We start from the raw sequence: 16,253 nt of genomic DNA on the forward strand, positions 1-16,253 counted from the left end.
TAGAGTGATAATGTGATAGAGCGATATCGCCTTTATCGCCCTATCACATTAACACCTTATCGCATTAACAAATGAAATTATGCTGGAAGAACTGAAAGAAAAGGTATTCCATGCCAACCTTGAACTGGTGAAGCATGGACTGGTTATCTTCACCTGGGGAAATGTATCGGCTATCGACCGTGAAACGGGGCTGGTAGTCATCAAACCCAGTGGTGTAAGTTATGACGATATGAAGGCGGAAGACATGGTGGTGGTGGACCTCGACGGCAAGGTAGTGGAAGGACGATTGAAACCGTCTTCAGACACTCCGACCCACGTGGTACTCTACAAGGCTTTCCCTGAAATCGGCGGTGTGGTACACACCCACTCTACTTACGCTACTGCCTGGGCACAAGCTGGATGTGACATTCCGAATATTGGAACGACACACGCAGATTACTTCCACGATGCCATACCTTGCACGGCAGATATGACAAAGGAAGAAGTGGAAGGAGCGTATGAAATGGAAACCGGAAATGTAATCGTGAAGCGCTTTGAAGGGCTGAACCCTGTACACACGCCGGGAGTACTGGTAAAGAATCACGGCCCTTTCTCTTGGGGCAAAGACGCGCACGATGCTGTACACAATGCAGTGGTAATGGAACAAGTGGCTAAGATGGCAAGCATTGCTTATGCTGTCAATCCGAAACTGACCATGAATCCGCTGTTGGTAGAAAAGCATTTCAACCGCAAGCATGGACCTAACGCTTATTATGGACAGTAATTTAATAAATGAAAGAATTAATAATTAAAGAATTAAACATTATGAACGCATTTGATCAATATGAAGTATGGTTCGTAACAGGAGCACAACTCTTGTACGGAGGTGACGCAGTAATCTCAGTAGATGCACACTCAAACGAAATGGTAGCCGGATTGAACGCCAGCGGCAAATTGCCGGTAAAGGTGGTTTATAAAGGTACGGTAAACTCTTCTAAAGAAGTAACTGAAGCTTTCAAAGCTGCTAACAATGATGAGAAATGTATCGGTGTTATCACCTGGATGCATACTTTCTCTCCTGCCAAGATGTGGATTCACGGTTTGCAGGAATTGAAGAAGCCGTTGCTGCATTTCCATACTCAGTTCAATAAAGAAATTCCTTGGGATACCATGGATATGGACTTCATGAACTTGAACCAGTCTGCTCACGGTGACCGTGAATTCGGCCACATAGTAACCCGTATGCGTAAAAACCGTAAGGTAGTGGTAGGTCACTGGCAAGATGAAAAAGCACAGGGCCAGATTGCAACATGGATGCGTGTTTGCGCCGGATGGGCTGATGCACAAGATATGCTGATTATCCGTTTCGGTGACCAGATGAACAACGTTGCTGTTACTGATGGTGACAAGGTATCCGCTGAACAAGTTTTGGGTTACCACGTAGACTACTGTCCGGTAAACGACCTGATGAAGTACTACAATGCAGTGGAAGACAAAGATGTACAGGCAATGGTAGATACTTACTTCAAAGAATACGACCATGCTCCTGAACTGGAAAAAGCCGGAACAGAAGCTTATACCAAAGTATGGAACTCTGCAAAAGCAGAAATCGCTCTCCGTCGTATCCTGAAAGACACAGGTGCCAAAGCATTTACCACCAACTTCAACGACCTCGGTGACTTTGACCAGATTCCGGGACTGGCTTCTCAACGTCTGATGGAAGAAGGTTATGGTTTCGGTGCGGAAGGTGACTGGAAAACTGCCGCTTTGTACCGTACCACATGGTTCATGAGTCAGGGTATGCCGAAAGGTTGTTCTTTCCTGGAAGACTACACTTTGCATTTCGACGGTGAAAAGAGCGCTATCCTCCAGGCACACATGCTGGAAGTTTGTCCGCTGATTGCCGAGGCAAAACCGAAACTGGAAGTACACCGTCTTGCCATTGGTATCGATAGCGAAACTGCACGCCTTGTATTCACCAGCAAACAAGGTGAAGGCGTAGCCGCTACTATCGTTGACCTGGGTAACCGTTTCCGCCTCATCGTGAACAAGGTAGAATGTATCAAGAGCAAACCGCTGCCCAAACTTCCCGTTGCCAGCGCATTGTGGATTCCGATGCCGAACCTCGAAGTAGGTGCCGCTGCATGGATTCTGGCAGGTGGTACTCACCACACCAGCTTCTCTTATGATCTGACTGTAGAATACTGGGAAGATTATGCAGAAATGGCAGGTATCGAAATGGTAGTCATCGATGAAAATACAACTATCAGCGAGTTCAAGAAAGAACTGCGCATGAATGAAGTATATTACATGTTGAACAAAGCGCTTTGTTGATTATGAAACTAGACGCAAAATCAACCATCGAAGCAGGCAAGGCCATTCTTGGCATAGAATTCGGTTCCACTCGAATCAAGGCTGTTTTGATTGACCAGGAAAACAAGCCCATCGCTCAAGGAAGTCACACCTGGGAGAACCAGTTGGTTGACGGACTTTGGACATATAGCGTTGAGGCCATCTGGTATGGACTGCAAGATTGTTACGCCGACCTTCGCTCAAACGTGAAGAGCCTGTATGACATAGAAATAGAAGCTCTGGCGGCAATTGGCGTCAGCGCCATGATGCATGGTTATATGGCATTCAATGATAAAGAAGAGATTCTCGTGCCCTTCCGTACTTGGAGAAACACCAATACAGGTCAGGCTGCGGCTGCTTTATCAGAACTGTTCGTTTATAATATTCCTCTGCGTTGGAGCATTTCTCACTTGTATCAGGCCATTCTGGACAACGAAGAACACGTGAAAGATATCAATTATCTGACAACGCTCGCAGGTTTTATCCATTGGCAGATGACCGGTAAAAAGGTATTAGGCATAGGCGATGCATCAGGTATGCTCCCTATAGACCCGGTTACCAAGAACTATTCCGCTGAAATGGTGGCCAAGTTCGACGAGTTAATCGCTCCGAAGGGATACGACTGGAAATTGCTGGATATTCTTCCCAAGGCATTGCCGGCTGGTGAAAATGCAGGTTTCCTGACACCGGAAGGTGCTAAGATGCTCGACGTATCCGGCCATTTGAAAGCTGGAATACCGGTTTGCCCGCCCGAAGGAGATGCAGGTACCGGTATGGTTGCAACCAATGCCGTTAAGCAGCGTACTGGAAACGTATCTGCAGGTACATCTTCATTCTCCATGATTGTATTGGAGAAAGATCTGTCAAAGCCCTACGAAATGATCGATATGGTTACTACTCCCGATGGAAGTCCCGTAGCCATGGTACACTGCAACAACTGTACATCTGATCTCAACGCATGGATCAACCTGTTCAAAGAATACCAGGAACTGCTGGGTATACCTGTAGATATGAACGAAGTATATGGAAAACTCTACAACCATGCTCTGACAGGCAATGCGGATTGTGGCGGCCTCATTTCATTCAATTACATCTCAGGCGAACCTGTAACAGGATTTGCAGATGGAAGACCGATGTTTGTACGTTCGGCCAATGACAAATTCAGCCTTGCGAACTTCATGCGGACGCACTTGTATGCTTCTGTCGGTGTCCTCAAGATTGGTAATGACATTCTTTTCAAAGAAGAAAAGGTGAAAGTTGACAGAATCACAGGACACGGAGGTTTATTCAAGACTAAGAATGTGGGCCAGAGAGTACTTGCAGCAGCACTGAATTCACCGATTTCCGTAATGGAAACGGCCGGTGAAGGTGGCGCCTGGGGTATTGCGCTGCTGGCTTCATTCCTTGTGAACAACGAGAAGAAGCAACCTCTCGACGCTTTCCTGGATGAGCAGGTGTTTGGTGGGGATGCAGGTGTTGAGATAGCGCCTACAGCTGAAGATGTGGCAGGCTTTAACGCATACATCGAAAACTACAAGGCAGCACTGCCCATCGAAGAAGCGGCGGTGAAGTTTAAGAAGTAAGCAGGTCACTGATATATTGAAAACATCTGTCATGCTGAGCGAAGCCGGAGCATCTCATCTCACCGGGTGCAAAGAGAAGAGAGCCCGCGGCAAGCTCAGGATGACAGATACTTTATGTACCGCTCGGTACGTACACCCCGTACCGCTCAGTACGTACACCCCGTACCACTCGGTACGTACACCCCGTACCACTCGGTACGCACACCCCGTACCGCTCAGTACGCACACCCCGTACCACTCGGTACGCACACCCCGTACCACTCGGTACGCACACCCCGTACCACTCGGTACGCACACCCCGTACAGCAGAGTACTAATAATTCCAAACCCAAATCCCTGATACAATATGAAATCAACCCTCATCACCTTCCTGTTCCTTTTCTGCTTTCTCCTGACCGGGAAAGCTCAAACCCAACAAGAAGTTTCCTATTTCCCTTTGCAAGACGTCAAGCTGTTGGAAAGCCCCTTCCTGCAAGCCCAACAGACTGACTTACATTACATCATGGCCATGGAGCCCGACCGCCTGCTCGCCCCTTTCCTGCGCGAAGCCGGACTGACGCCCAAAGCGCCAAGTTATACCAACTGGGAAAACACCGGACTGGACGGACACATCGGCGGACATTACATTTCCGCACTCTCTATGATGTATGCCGCTACCGGAGACACAGCCATATACAATCGGCTGAACTATATGCTCGCCGAACTACATCGTGCACAGCAAGCCGTAGGCACCGGATTCATCGGAGGCACTCCCGGAAGCCTGCAACTTTGGGAAGAAATTAAAGCCGGGAATATCCGTGCCGGAGGTTTCGACCTCAATGGCAAATGGGTACCCCTATACAATATACACAAGACTTATGCCGGACTGCGCGACGCTTACCTCTATGCCGGAAGCGACCTTGCCCGCCAGATGTTAGTGACCCTCACTGACTGGATGATAGACATCACCGCAGGACTCACCGACCAGCAAATGCAAGACATGCTCCGCAGCGAACACGGAGGACTGAACGAAACTTTCGCTGATGTTGCCGAAATCACAGGTGACAAGAAATACCTGGAACTGGCACGCCGCTTCTCCCATAAAGTGATTCTGGACCCTCTTGTGAAGGATGAAGACCGCCTGACAGGCATGCATGCCAATACACAGATACCGAAGGTTATCGGCTACAAACGTATCGCCGACCTCGCACAAGACCAGAACTGGGATCACGCCGCCCGCTTCTTCTGGAACACAGTGGTAAATCATCGTTCCGTCTGCATTGGTGGCAACAGTGTACGCGAACATTTTCATCCGGCAGACAATTTCACATCCATGCTCAATGATGTGCAAGGTCCGGAAACGTGTAATACTTACAACATGCTTCGCCTGACGAAGATGCTTTACCAGACTTCTCCCGACATTCGTTTTGCCGATTATTACGAACGTGCCCTATATAACCATATCCTTGCCTCGCAACAGCCCGAAAAGGGTGGATTTGTTTACTTCACCCCTATGCGTCCGGGACACTACCGCGTTTACTCGCAGCCGGAAACATCCATGTGGTGTTGCGTCGGTTCCGGATTGGAGAATCACACCAAATACGGAGAGTTTATTTACGCCCATGCAAAGGATACGCTGTATGTAAACCTCTTCATCCCCTCCCGTCTGACCTGGCAAGAGAAAAAGGTAACCCTGGTACAGGAAACCCGTTTCCCCGACGAAGAGCAAATCCGCTTCCGCGTGGAAAAGAGCAAGAAGAAAGCATTCAGCCTCAAACTCCGTTACCCCTCCTGGGCTAAAGGCGCCAGTGTTTCCGTTAATGGAAAAGTACAGGAAACAAATGCCCAACCGGGAGAGTACCTGACCATCCACCGCAAATGGAAAGCCGGAGACGAAATCACACTGAATATGCCCATGCAGGTTGCCCTGGAGCAAATACCGGATCAGGAAAATTTCTATGCATTCATGTATGGCCCTATCGTACTTGCCAGCCCCACAGGGACAGAGAATATGGACGGGCTTTATGCAGATGACAGCCGTGGCGGACACATTGCCCATGGCAAACAGATTTCCATGCAAGAAATACCGATGCTGATAGGTTCCGCCGCGTCTCTGCCTCAATCACTCCGGAAGATAAACGATGACTTGGTTGCATTTACTTATACCGGTAGTGTCTATCCGGCACAGAAAGAAGCGCTGAAATTGATTCCCTTCTTCCGTCTTCACGATTCCCGTTATGCTGTTTATTTCCATCAGGTAACCGAAGCCGAAGTAGAAAGTATCCGCAAAGAAGTGGCATTGAGCGAGCGTAAAGCAATGGAACTTGCCAACCAGACTGTAGATCTCATTTTCCCCGGTGAACAACAGCCAGAATCGGATCATGGCATTCTATATGAACAGGCAGAAACTGGAATCAATAAAGACCGTCACTTCCGGCGTGCCAAAGGTTGGTTCAGTTATAACCTCAAAGTAAAAGAGGAAGCCGCCCGGCTCATGATCACTGTACGGAAAGAGGATCATAACAAGGTAGCCATCCTTCTTAACAATGAAAAACTAACCGTTAGTCCTACGATCAGCAAACCTGATAAAGAGGGTTTTATAACGATCTGTTATTCTTTACCCCAAAAGTTAAGTACAGGCAGCTATCCGATACGCTTCAGTCCCGACGGAACAGAGTGGACACCTGCTATTTATGAGGTCCGCTTACTCAAATAATAACATTACAAACGTCATATAACTAATAACCATTATGAGAAACAAATTATTATTCAGCAGCGTACTTTTAGCTGCATCCGTATCGCTGTCCGCACAAAAGAGTGCAACGATCACGCTTCATGCCGACCAAGGCACACAAGTTATTCCCAAAGAAATCTACGGCCAGTTTGCCGAACACCTCGGCACTTGCATCTATGGTGGACTTTGGGTAGGAGAAAATTCGGATATCCCCAATATCAAAGGTTATCGTACCGATGTATTCAATGCACTGAAAGAACTTCAGGTTCCCGTACTTCGTTGGCCGGGTGGCTGTTTTGCCGATGAATATCACTGGATGGACGGTATCGGGCCGAAAGAGAACCGCCCCAAAATGGTAAACAATAACTGGGGAGGTACAATTGAAGACAACAGTTTCGGTACACATGAGTTCCTCAACCTCTGCGAAATGCTGGGTACTGAACCTTATATCAGCGGAAACGTAGGTAGTGGTACTGTAGAAGAACTGGCAAAATGGGTAGAATACATGACTTCCGAAGGAGATTCTCCGATGGCAAGACTTCGCCGCCAGAACGGTCGTGACAAAGCATGGAAAGTGAAATACCTCGGTGTAGGCAACGAAAGCTGGGGCTGCGGCGGAAGCATGCGTCCTGAATATTACGCTGATTTGTATCGCCGCTACTCCACCTACTGCCGCAACTACGACGGCAACCATCTGTTTAAGATTGCCAGTGGTGCCAGTGATTACGATTATAACTGGACTAAAGTCCTGATGGATCGCGTAGGCGGACGTATGAACGGACTCTCTCTCCATTATTACACCGTAACCGGCTGGAGCGGAAGTAAAGGAGCAGCCACTAAGTTCGACAAAGACGATTATTACTGGACAATGGGTAAGTGCCGTGAGATAGAAGACGTTATCAAAAAGCACTGCGACATCATGGACGAATATGATCCTAAAAAGCACGTAGCCCTTATGCTCGATGAGTGGGGTACCTGGTGGGACGAAGAACCCGGCACTATCCCAGGACACCTTTACCAACAGAATACCTTGCGTGACGCTTTCGTTGCATCTCTGAGCTTCGACATCTTCCATAAATACACCGACCGTCTGAAAATGGCGAATATTGCCCAGATAGTGAATGTATTGCAATCCATGATCCTGACAAAAGGTAAAGACATGGTGCTGACTCCCACTTATTATGTATTCAAGATGTACAATGTACACCAGGATGCCACTTTCCTCCCACTCGATCTGAACTGCGAGATCATGGATGTACGCGATAATCGCAAAGTACCTATGGTAAGTGCCACAGCTTCTAAAGACAAGGACGGCAAAATTCACATCTCAATGTCTAATATCGATGCCGACAATGCACAGGAAGTTACTATCAACCTGCCGGATGTGAAGGCTAAGAAAGCCGTTGGTGAAATCTTAACTTCTGCCAACCTGACGGATTACAACTCTTTTGAGAACCCTAATAATATAAAATTAGCTCCGTTCAAAGAGGTAAAAATCAATAAAAGCGTATTGAAGATAAAACTACCAGCCAAGTCTATTGTTACTATAGAGTTACAGTAAAATCACCCCTAAAGACTTATTGTATTTAAAACGAAAAGCGGACGGAAAGGTCACGAAAAAAGAGGTTCTTTCTATATTGCGAATTACGCATAAAGAGTTATCTTTGTCGCTGTTAAAATTAACAAGTGACACTTCAACCTGCTTTATTATAGTATTCAAATCAAATAAATATCAATATGAACGACAACAAACTTATGAACCGTGCAGCGGATAATATCCGTATCCTCGCTGCTTCTATGGTTGAGAAAGCTAATTCCGGTCACCCGGGCGGTGCCATGGGCGGTGCCGATTTTGTGAACGTACTCTTCTCTGAGTTTCTGGTGTATGATCCCGAAAATCCGGCATGGGAAGGTCGTGACCGCTTCTTCCTGGACCCGGGTCACATGTCACCGATGCTCTACTCTCAGTTGGCATTGACAGGCAAATTCACACTGGATGAATTGAAGGAGTTTCGCCAATGGGACAGTCCTACCCCGGGGCACCCTGAACGCGACATCATGCGTGGTATTGAAAACACTTCCGGTCCGCTCGGCCAAGGTCATACTTTCGCAGTGGGTGCAGCTATCGCAGCTAAATTCATGAAAGCCCGTTTCGAAGAAGTGATGCAGCAAACCATCTACGCTTATATTTCGGACGGTGGTGTACAGGAAGAAATTTCTCAGGGTGCAGGCCGTATCGCAGGTGCACTGGGACTGGATAACCTCATCATGTTCTATGATGCCAATGACATTCAGCTTTCTACTGAAACCAAAGACGTAACCATCGAAGATACTGCCAAGAAATACGAAGCTTGGGGCTGGAAGGTAATCAAGATCAACGGTAATGATCCCGATGCTATCCGTGGCGCTTTGAACGAAGCGAAAGCAGAAAACGAACGTCCGACCCTGATTATCGGTCATACCGTAATGGGTAAGGGTGCACGCAAGGCAGATGGTAGCAGCTACGAAGCTAACTGTGCGACTCACGGTGCTCCTCTGGGTGGTGATGCTTATGTAAATACCATCAAGAACCTGGGTGGCGATCCGACGAATCCATTCGTAATCTTCCCCGAAGTGAAGGAACTGTACGCAAAGCGTGCTGCCGAACTGAAAGAAATTATGGCTAAGAAATATGCCGCTAAATCAGAATGGGCAAAGGCTAATCCTGAAAAGGCTGCCAAACTCGACCTGTTCTTCTCCGGTAAAGCTCCTGAAGTAAACTGGGCAGCTATCGAGCAAAAAGCAGGTGCTGCTACACGTGCTGCATCAGCTACCGTATTGGGCGCTCTTGCTACTCAGGTAGAAAACATGATCGTTGCTTCCGCCGACCTTTCAAACTCTGATAAGACAGACGGCTTCCTAAAAAAGACGCATGCTTTCAAAAAAGGTGATTTCAGCGGTGCATTCTTCCAGGCTGGTGTTGCCGAACTGACTATGGCTTGCTGCTGTATCGGTATGGCACTGCATGGTGGTGTAATCCCTGCTTGCGGAACATTCTTCGTATTCTCTGACTATATGAAACCTGCCGTACGTATGGCTGCACTGATGGAAGTTCCCGTGAAGTTCATTTGGACACACGATGCATTCCGTGTAGGCGAAGACGGTCCTACTCATGAACCGGTAGAACAGGAAGCTCAGATCCGTCTGATGGAAAAACTGAAAAACCACAAAGGACACAACTCTATGTTGGTTCTTCGTCCGGCAGATGCAGAAGAAACAACAATTGCATGGAAACTGGCTATGGAGAATACTACTACTCCGACCGGTTTGATCTTCTCTCGTCAGGATATCGCTATGCTGCCCGCTGGAAATGACTACTCTCAGGCTGCTAAGGGTGCTTACATCGTAGCTGGTTCTGATGAGAACCCGGATGTAATATTGGTAGCCTCGGGTTCAGAAGTATCTACGCTGGTGGCAGGAACCGAATTGTTGCGCAAAGACGGCGTGAAAGTACGTATCGTATCTGCTCCTTCCGAAGGTTTGTTCCGTAGCCAGGCTCCGGGATATCAGGAAGGTGTTATCCCAGCTGATGCCAAAGTCTTCGGTCTGACAGCCGGTCTGCCTGTAAACCTGCAAGGTTTGGTAGGTGCTCACGGCAAAGTTTGGGGATTGGAATCTTTCGGTTTCTCAGCTCCTTACAAAGTACTGGATCAGAAGTTAGGTTTTACTGCTGAAAATGTTTATAAGCAAGTAAAAGCAATGTTATAAAAAGCCCTGGTGCATACCGGGCGAATGATTATTCGCCCCTACAGGTTGTAACAGGCTTGTAGGGGCGAAATATTTTTCACTTGGTATTCCATTATAGAGCCTCTAAATCAATCATACTACAACAGAAAATGAAAACAATTGGAATTTGTTCCGACCACGCCGGATTTGAATTGAAACAATACGTCAAGGGGTGGTTGGAAACTAAAGGATGGGCATACAAAGACTTCGGAACCTATACAACGGAGAGCTGTGACTATGCAGATTTTGCTCATCCCTTGGCATTATCCGTTGAAGCCGGAGAGTGTTACCCGGGTATTGCTATCTGCGGAAGTGGTGAAGGTATCAGCATGACACTGAACAAACATCAGGGCATTCGTGCTGCGCTTTGCTGGACAGCGGAAATAGCTCATCTGGCTCGCCAGCATAATGATGCCAATGTACTCGTCATGCCGGGACGCTTTATCAGCACAGAAGAAGCTGACATGATTATGAGAGAATTCTTCAGCACACAGTTTGAGGGAGGACGTCATCAAAAGCGTATTGATAAGATACCAGTGAAATAATGGTAGGTTATCAGTACAAGTAGCTTCTAAAAGAATATCTAAGAAGAAAAATATCGGTCTGTATATGCTGCGGGAAACGCATTCCCGGGTTACAGACCGATTTGCTTTTTCATTTTATAACTACCAACTATTTATAATTCAACATTTTTATAGTAAGTTTGCAACGGAAAGTAATACGAAGAGTATGGATAGCGATAAGCAGCTTTATATTATCAGTGGGTGTAATGGAGCCGGAAAGACGACTGCATCGTATACTGTATTACCTGAGGTACTGCAATGCAAGGAGTTCGTCAATGCCGACGAAATAGCGCGCGGCCTCTCCCCTTTCAACCCGGCGAACGTGGCCATCGAAGCCGGACGACTGATGCTGCAACGCATTGACGAATTACTGAAGAACAAAGAAAACTTTTCTATTGAAACTACCCTCGCCACACGTTCTTATATCCGCCTTGTCAACCAAGCACAAAAGCAGGGTTATAAGGTTAGCCTGATTTACTTCTGGCTGAACTCTCCGGAACTGGCCGTGGAACGTGTTGCACAACGTGTCAGCAATGGCGGGCACGATATCCCCAAAGAAACTGTCCTGCGCCGCTATCAGGCAGGAATCAACAATCTGTTTGATATTTATATGCCTCAAGTGGATTATTGGCTGCTGGCTGATAATAGCCATACCCCACGCGTCATTGTTGCAGAAGGCGGACGTGACATGGCAACCGAAGTACATGATGTGAAACTCTTTAACACCATACAAAATTATGTCAAATGATGAGAGAAAAGAATTGAGCCGTAAACTACACTACGGATTGGCGCTTGCCGAACGGAGAATGCTCGAAGAAAAAGCTTTGCGCAACGAGGACGTGATACAGGGCACGCCCGACGGAAAAATCAAAGCCGTACCGGCCCGGCGATTACTACGGAAAATGTATAAGGAAACTCCGGATAAGTAATCAAAAGCCTATAAAGTCATACCAATAACAACGGTCCGCATCAAAGGGAATATCTTCTCTGAGATGCGGGCTGGTTTGTTTAAGCTACAAAATCAATCAACCCCGTCAAATATTACACATTTTCTGTCAAAATCTCATCCTTGGCAACAGGACACTTCGCCTATCTTTGCCACAGATAAGTCTAAATAACCATTAACAAAGAAACAGAAAACGCATGAAAAAAGTACTCGGAATTATTTCCCTGCTTCTCTCGGCCACATTGGCAACAGCCAACTCGATAGATTTCGATAAGGCTTTCAAGGAGAGTGCAAAGATTGAAAAGCAAATCAAGAAAACATCTTTCCCAAAACAGACGTATCTCATTACGGACTTTGGTGCCAAGCCCGACACCCCGGATACTCCCTGTCATGAGGCAATCAACCAAGCTATCGTTACATGTTGCCTGAATGGTGGTGGTACGGTTGTAGTTCCCAAAGGTACATTCTACACAGGTCCCATCACACTGAAAAGCAACGTCAACTTTCATGTAGAAGAAGGAGCCGTATTGAAATTTTCAACTGACCAGAGCCTCTACTTTCCCGGAGTTATCACCCGTTGGGAAGGAATAGACTGCTATAATGCCCGCCCGTTGATTTATGCATACGGTGAAACAAATATCGCCATCACCGGTAAAGGGACTATCGACGGACAAGGCTCCAACGAAACCTGGTGGCCTATGTGTGGCGCCCCCCGCTATGGCTGGAAAGAGGGCATGGTGGCACAACGCAACGGAGGACGGGAACGCCTGCTGATGTACGGTGAAACCTCCACTCCTATTTATAAACGTGTAATGACACCTGAAGACGGATTACGTCCGCAACTTATCAACCTGTACTCATGTAATACAGTGCTGATAGAAGATGTAACTTTATTGAATTCCCCTTTCTGGGTTATTCATCCGCTATTCTGCGAAAGCCTTACCGTACGCGGCGTATACGTTTATAATCGCGGTCCCAATGGCGATGGCTGCGACCCTGAATCCTGCAAAAATGTATTGATAGAGAACTGTACCTTCGATACCGGAGATGACTGTATTGCTATCAAGTCCGGACGTAACCAGGACGGACGTAAATGGGGTATTCCCAGCGAGAACATCATTGTACGCGGCTGTTATATGAAAAAAGGACATGGCGGTGTAGTCATCGGTAGCGAAATCTCCGGCGGGTACCGCAACCTGTATGTAGAAAACTGTAAGATGGATAGCCCGGACCTCGACCGTGTTATCCGCATCAAGACCAGCACCTGCCGCGGCGGACTGATTGAAAATGTGTTCGTGCGTAACGTCACCGTAGGCCAGTGTCGCGAAGCCGTGCTGCGCATCAACCTGCAATACGAAAACCGTGAGAACTGTAACCGCGGTTTTACTCCTACTGTCCGCAACGTTCACCTAAAGAATGTAACCTGCGAAAAGAGCAAACTTGGTATCCTTATTATCGGTCTCGACGACGATGATCATGTGTACAATATCAGCGTTGAAGACTCCCACTTTAATAATGTTGCCAAAGATGGAAATGACATAAAAGGAGCTAAAGACGTTACGTTCAAAAATCTCTATATAAATGGAAAACTTGTAAAGTAGCAAAACCACATTTTACATCATATACGCCCGAAGTTGTGACATTCTGACAGAATTTCATTCAACTTCGGGCTTCTTATTTCCCCATTTTTCTTATTTTTCACAGAATACTTGTTCGTTGTCTCTAAATAAAAACTATCTTTGTATTCCAATAATCCGGAACTCAATACGATATGGAGCAACTGAAAACTATCAAAGAGCTTATCAATCAAGGAGATGTAGCAGAAGCTATCCGGCAGCTCGATGAATATCTGATCACCGACTCTACCGACCGGGATGAAGCTTTCTATCTCCTGGGAAATGCCTACCGTAAACAAGGTAACTGGCAACTGGCTTTGAACAACTACCAATATGCTATCGACCTCAATCCCGACAGCCCTGCCCGTGAAGCCTATCGTATGGCAATGGATATCCTGAATTTCTTCAATAAGGATATGTATAATCAATAACATATAAAAGTAACGTAAATTATGGCAAAGATTAAAGGAGCAATCGTAGTGGACACCGAACGGTGCAAAGGCTGCAATCTATGCGTGGTAGCCTGTCCTCTGCATGTAATAGCCCTCACCAAAGAGGTGAACGTAAAAGGGTATAACTATGCCCACCAAATATTGGAAGATACCTGCAACGGCTGTGCGTCGTGCGCCCAGGTTTGCCCGGACGGATGTATCTCTGTTTTTAAAGTAAAAGTTGAATAAATCTGTAAATCAGTAGAATATGGCAGAAGAAGTTGTATTAATGAAAGGAAACGAAGCCATCGCCCACGCCGCTATCCGTTGCGGTGCTGATGGATACTTCGGTTATCCTATTACTCCGCAATCGGAAGTATTGGAAACTCTTGCCGAACTGAAACCCTGGGAAACTACCGGTATGGTAGTACTGCAGGCAGAAAGTGAAGTGGCAGCTATTAATATGGTGTACGGCGGTGCCGGAAGTGGAAAAATGGTATTAACCTCATCGTCCAGCCCCGGTGTCAGCCTGAAACAAGAAGGTATCTCCTACCTGGCAGGTGCCGAATTACCCTGTTTGATTGTAAACGTAATGCGTGGCGGCCCCGGATTGGGAACCATCCAACCCAGTCAAGCAGACTACTTCCAGACTGTTAAGGGTGGAGGTCACGGTGACTACCGTCTGATTACTTTGGCTCCCGCTTCCGTACAGGAAATGGCTGATTTCGTTGGATTGGCCTTTGATCTTGCCTTCAAATATCGCAACCCGGCTATCATTCTTGCCGACGGTGTTATCGGTCAGATGATGGAAAAGGTTGTATTGCCTCCGCAAAAGCCCCGCCGTACAGATGCAGAAGTTATCGAGCAATGCCCGTGGGCTACTACCGGCAGAGTAAACGGACGTAAGCCCAATATCATTACTTCTCTGGAATTGAAACCGGAAGAGATGGAAAAGAATAACATCCGCTTCCAGGCTAAATACAAACTGATTGAAGAAAACGAAGTACGTTTCGAAGAAATCAATTGTAAAGATGCCGATTACCTGATTATCGCCTTCGGTTCTATGGCCCGTATCGGACAAAAAGCAATGGAACTTGCACGCGAAGAAGGTATCAAAGTCGGTATACTGCGCCCCATTACCCTTTGGCCCTTCCCCACAAAGGCCATTGCAGCCTATGCTGAAAAAGTGAAAGGCATGCTGGTTACCGAATTGAATGCGGGACAGATGGTTGAAGATGTACGCCTCGCTGTGAATGGTAAAGTAAAAGTAGAACACTTCGGGCGTCTCGGCGGTATCGTACCCGATCCGGAAGAGATTGTAAGTGCACTGAAAGAAAAATTAATCGAGAAATGAACCCTGATAAGATAAGAAGCGTATTGAATATACTCTTTATGATACTTGCCTTGGCAGCTATCATCGTATATTTCGTTGCAAAGGATGACTTCAAACTGTTCATCTATGTTTGTGGCGCAGCAATATTCGTTAAGCTGATGGAGTTTTTTATACGGTTCACCAACAGATAAGGAGAAGTGATTATGACAAAAGAAGATATTATCAAGCCTGAGAATCTGGTTTATAAGAAACCGACTCTGATGAACGATAATCCCATGCACTACTGTCCGGGATGCAGCCACGGTGTGGTACACAAGCTGATAGCCGAAGTAATCGAAGAAATGGGCATGGAAGACAAAGCAGTAGGTATCTCCCCCGTGGGATGTGCCGTGTTTATCTATAACTATCTGGATATTGACTGGCAGGAAGCTGCACACGGACGTGCACCCGCTCTTGCCACTGCAATCAAGCGCCTGTGGCCGGACAGACTGGTATTCACTTACCAGGGAGACGGTGACCTGGCATGTATCGGTACGGCAGAAACAATCCATGCACTGAACCGCGGTGAGAACATTACTATCATCTTCATCAACAACGCCATTTATGGTATGACGGGTGGACAGATGGCTCCTACTACCCTGGTCGGCATGAAGACTTCTACCAGTCCTTACGGACGTGATGTTCATTTGCACGGTTATCCGCTGAAGATGGCAGATATCGCCGCACAACTGGAAGGAACCGCTTACGTTACCCGCCAGAGTGTACAAACAGTCGGTGCTATCCGCAAAGCAAAAAAAGCCATCCGCAAAGCATTCGAGAACTCCATGGCAGGCAAAGGCTCCAACCTGGTAGAAATCGTTTCCACTTGTAACTCCGGTTGGAAACAGACACCTGCGCAATCTAACAAATGGATGGAAGAGCACATGTTCCCGTTCTATCCGCTGGGTGACTTGAAAGATAAATAATCACATG

15 protein-coding genes are annotated in these 16,253 nt (G+C 46.9%); all 15 read left to right on the top strand.

Annotation, left to right across the window (positions count from 1 at the left end):
• Nucleotides 1-79 precede the first annotated feature (79 nt).
• Nucleotides 80-763, top strand: coding sequence for an L-ribulose-5-phosphate 4-epimerase (locus tag BN161_RS06545; protein ID WP_007663863.1), 684 nt, complete (start codon nt 80-82; stop codon nt 761-763).
• Nucleotides 764-804: 41 nt separating this feature from the next.
• On the top strand, nt 805-2,313 hold the full coding sequence (gene araA / locus BN161_RS06550) for an L-arabinose isomerase (protein WP_044264105.1): 1,509 nt from the start codon (nt 805-807) through the stop codon (nt 2,311-2,313).
• A gap of 2 nt (nt 2,314-2,315) precedes the next feature.
• A complete protein-coding gene (locus tag BN161_RS06555) occupies nt 2,316-3,914 on the top strand; it encodes a xylulokinase (RefSeq protein WP_044264107.1) in 1,599 nt (532 codons plus the stop codon).
• Between the two features lie 346 nt (nt 3,915-4,260).
• Nucleotides 4,261-6,609 (top strand): beta-L-arabinofuranosidase, encoded by a 2,349-nt coding sequence (locus BN161_RS06560; RefSeq protein WP_044264110.1) that lies wholly within the window; start codon nt 4,261-4,263, stop codon nt 6,607-6,609.
• A gap of 34 nt (nt 6,610-6,643) precedes the next feature.
• Nucleotides 6,644-8,188 carry an alpha-N-arabinofuranosidase gene (locus BN161_RS06565; RefSeq protein ID WP_044264112.1) on the top strand — a complete coding sequence of 515 codons (1,545 nt, stop codon included), beginning with the start codon at nt 6,644-6,646 and terminating at the stop codon, nt 8,186-8,188.
• 176 nt (nt 8,189-8,364) lie between these two features.
• On the top strand, nt 8,365-10,374 hold the full coding sequence (locus tag BN161_RS06570; protein ID WP_044264113.1) for a transketolase family protein: 2,010 nt from the start codon (nt 8,365-8,367) through the stop codon (nt 10,372-10,374).
• Nucleotides 10,375-10,502: 128 nt separating this feature from the next.
• Nucleotides 10,503-10,937 (top strand): ribose 5-phosphate isomerase B, encoded by a 435-nt coding sequence (gene rpiB, locus BN161_RS06575; protein ID WP_044264116.1) that lies wholly within the window; start codon nt 10,503-10,505, stop codon nt 10,935-10,937.
• Nucleotides 10,938-11,121: 184 nt separating this feature from the next.
• Nucleotides 11,122-11,703 carry a zeta toxin family protein gene (locus tag BN161_RS06580; RefSeq protein WP_044264200.1) on the top strand — a complete coding sequence of 194 codons (582 nt, stop codon included), beginning with the start codon at nt 11,122-11,124 and terminating at the stop codon, nt 11,701-11,703.
• On the top strand, nt 11,693-11,884 hold the full coding sequence (locus BN161_RS06585; RefSeq protein WP_044264118.1) for a calponin homology domain-containing protein: 192 nt from the start codon (nt 11,693-11,695) through the stop codon (nt 11,882-11,884). The genes BN161_RS06580 and BN161_RS06585 overlap by 11 nt, the downstream gene beginning before the upstream one ends.
• Before the next feature lie 214 nt (nt 11,885-12,098).
• Nucleotides 12,099-13,502, top strand: a complete 1,404-nt coding sequence (locus tag BN161_RS06590; protein WP_044264120.1) for a glycoside hydrolase family 28 protein — start codon at nt 12,099-12,101, stop codon at nt 13,500-13,502.
• A gap of 170 nt (nt 13,503-13,672) precedes the next feature.
• Nucleotides 13,673-13,948, top strand: a complete 276-nt coding sequence (locus tag BN161_RS06595) for a tetratricopeptide repeat protein (RefSeq protein WP_007214998.1) — start codon at nt 13,673-13,675, stop codon at nt 13,946-13,948.
• Nucleotides 13,949-13,969: 21 nt separating this feature from the next.
• The gene (locus BN161_RS06600; RefSeq protein WP_007217729.1) at nt 13,970-14,197 is read left to right on the top strand and encodes an indolepyruvate ferredoxin oxidoreductase subunit alpha; all 228 of its coding nucleotides are present in this window, start codon (nt 13,970-13,972) and stop codon (nt 14,195-14,197) included.
• Between the two features lie 19 nt (nt 14,198-14,216).
• A complete protein-coding gene (locus tag BN161_RS06605) occupies nt 14,217-15,302 on the top strand; it encodes a 3-methyl-2-oxobutanoate dehydrogenase subunit VorB (RefSeq protein WP_044264123.1) in 1,086 nt (361 codons plus the stop codon).
• The gene (locus tag BN161_RS29365; protein ID WP_007215001.1) at nt 15,299-15,472 is read left to right on the top strand and encodes a hypothetical protein; all 174 of its coding nucleotides are present in this window, start codon (nt 15,299-15,301) and stop codon (nt 15,470-15,472) included. The genes BN161_RS06605 and BN161_RS29365 overlap by 4 nt, the downstream gene beginning before the upstream one ends.
• Nucleotides 15,473-15,484: 12 nt before the next feature.
• Nucleotides 15,485-16,246, top strand: a complete 762-nt coding sequence (locus BN161_RS06610; RefSeq protein ID WP_044264126.1) for a thiamine pyrophosphate-dependent enzyme — start codon at nt 15,485-15,487, stop codon at nt 16,244-16,246.
• Nucleotides 16,247-16,253 lie beyond the last annotated feature (7 nt).

The sequence above is a fragment of the Bacteroides timonensis genome, assembly GCF_000513195.1.
GTDB lineage: Bacteria > Bacteroidota > Bacteroidia > Bacteroidales > Bacteroidaceae > Bacteroides > Bacteroides timonensis.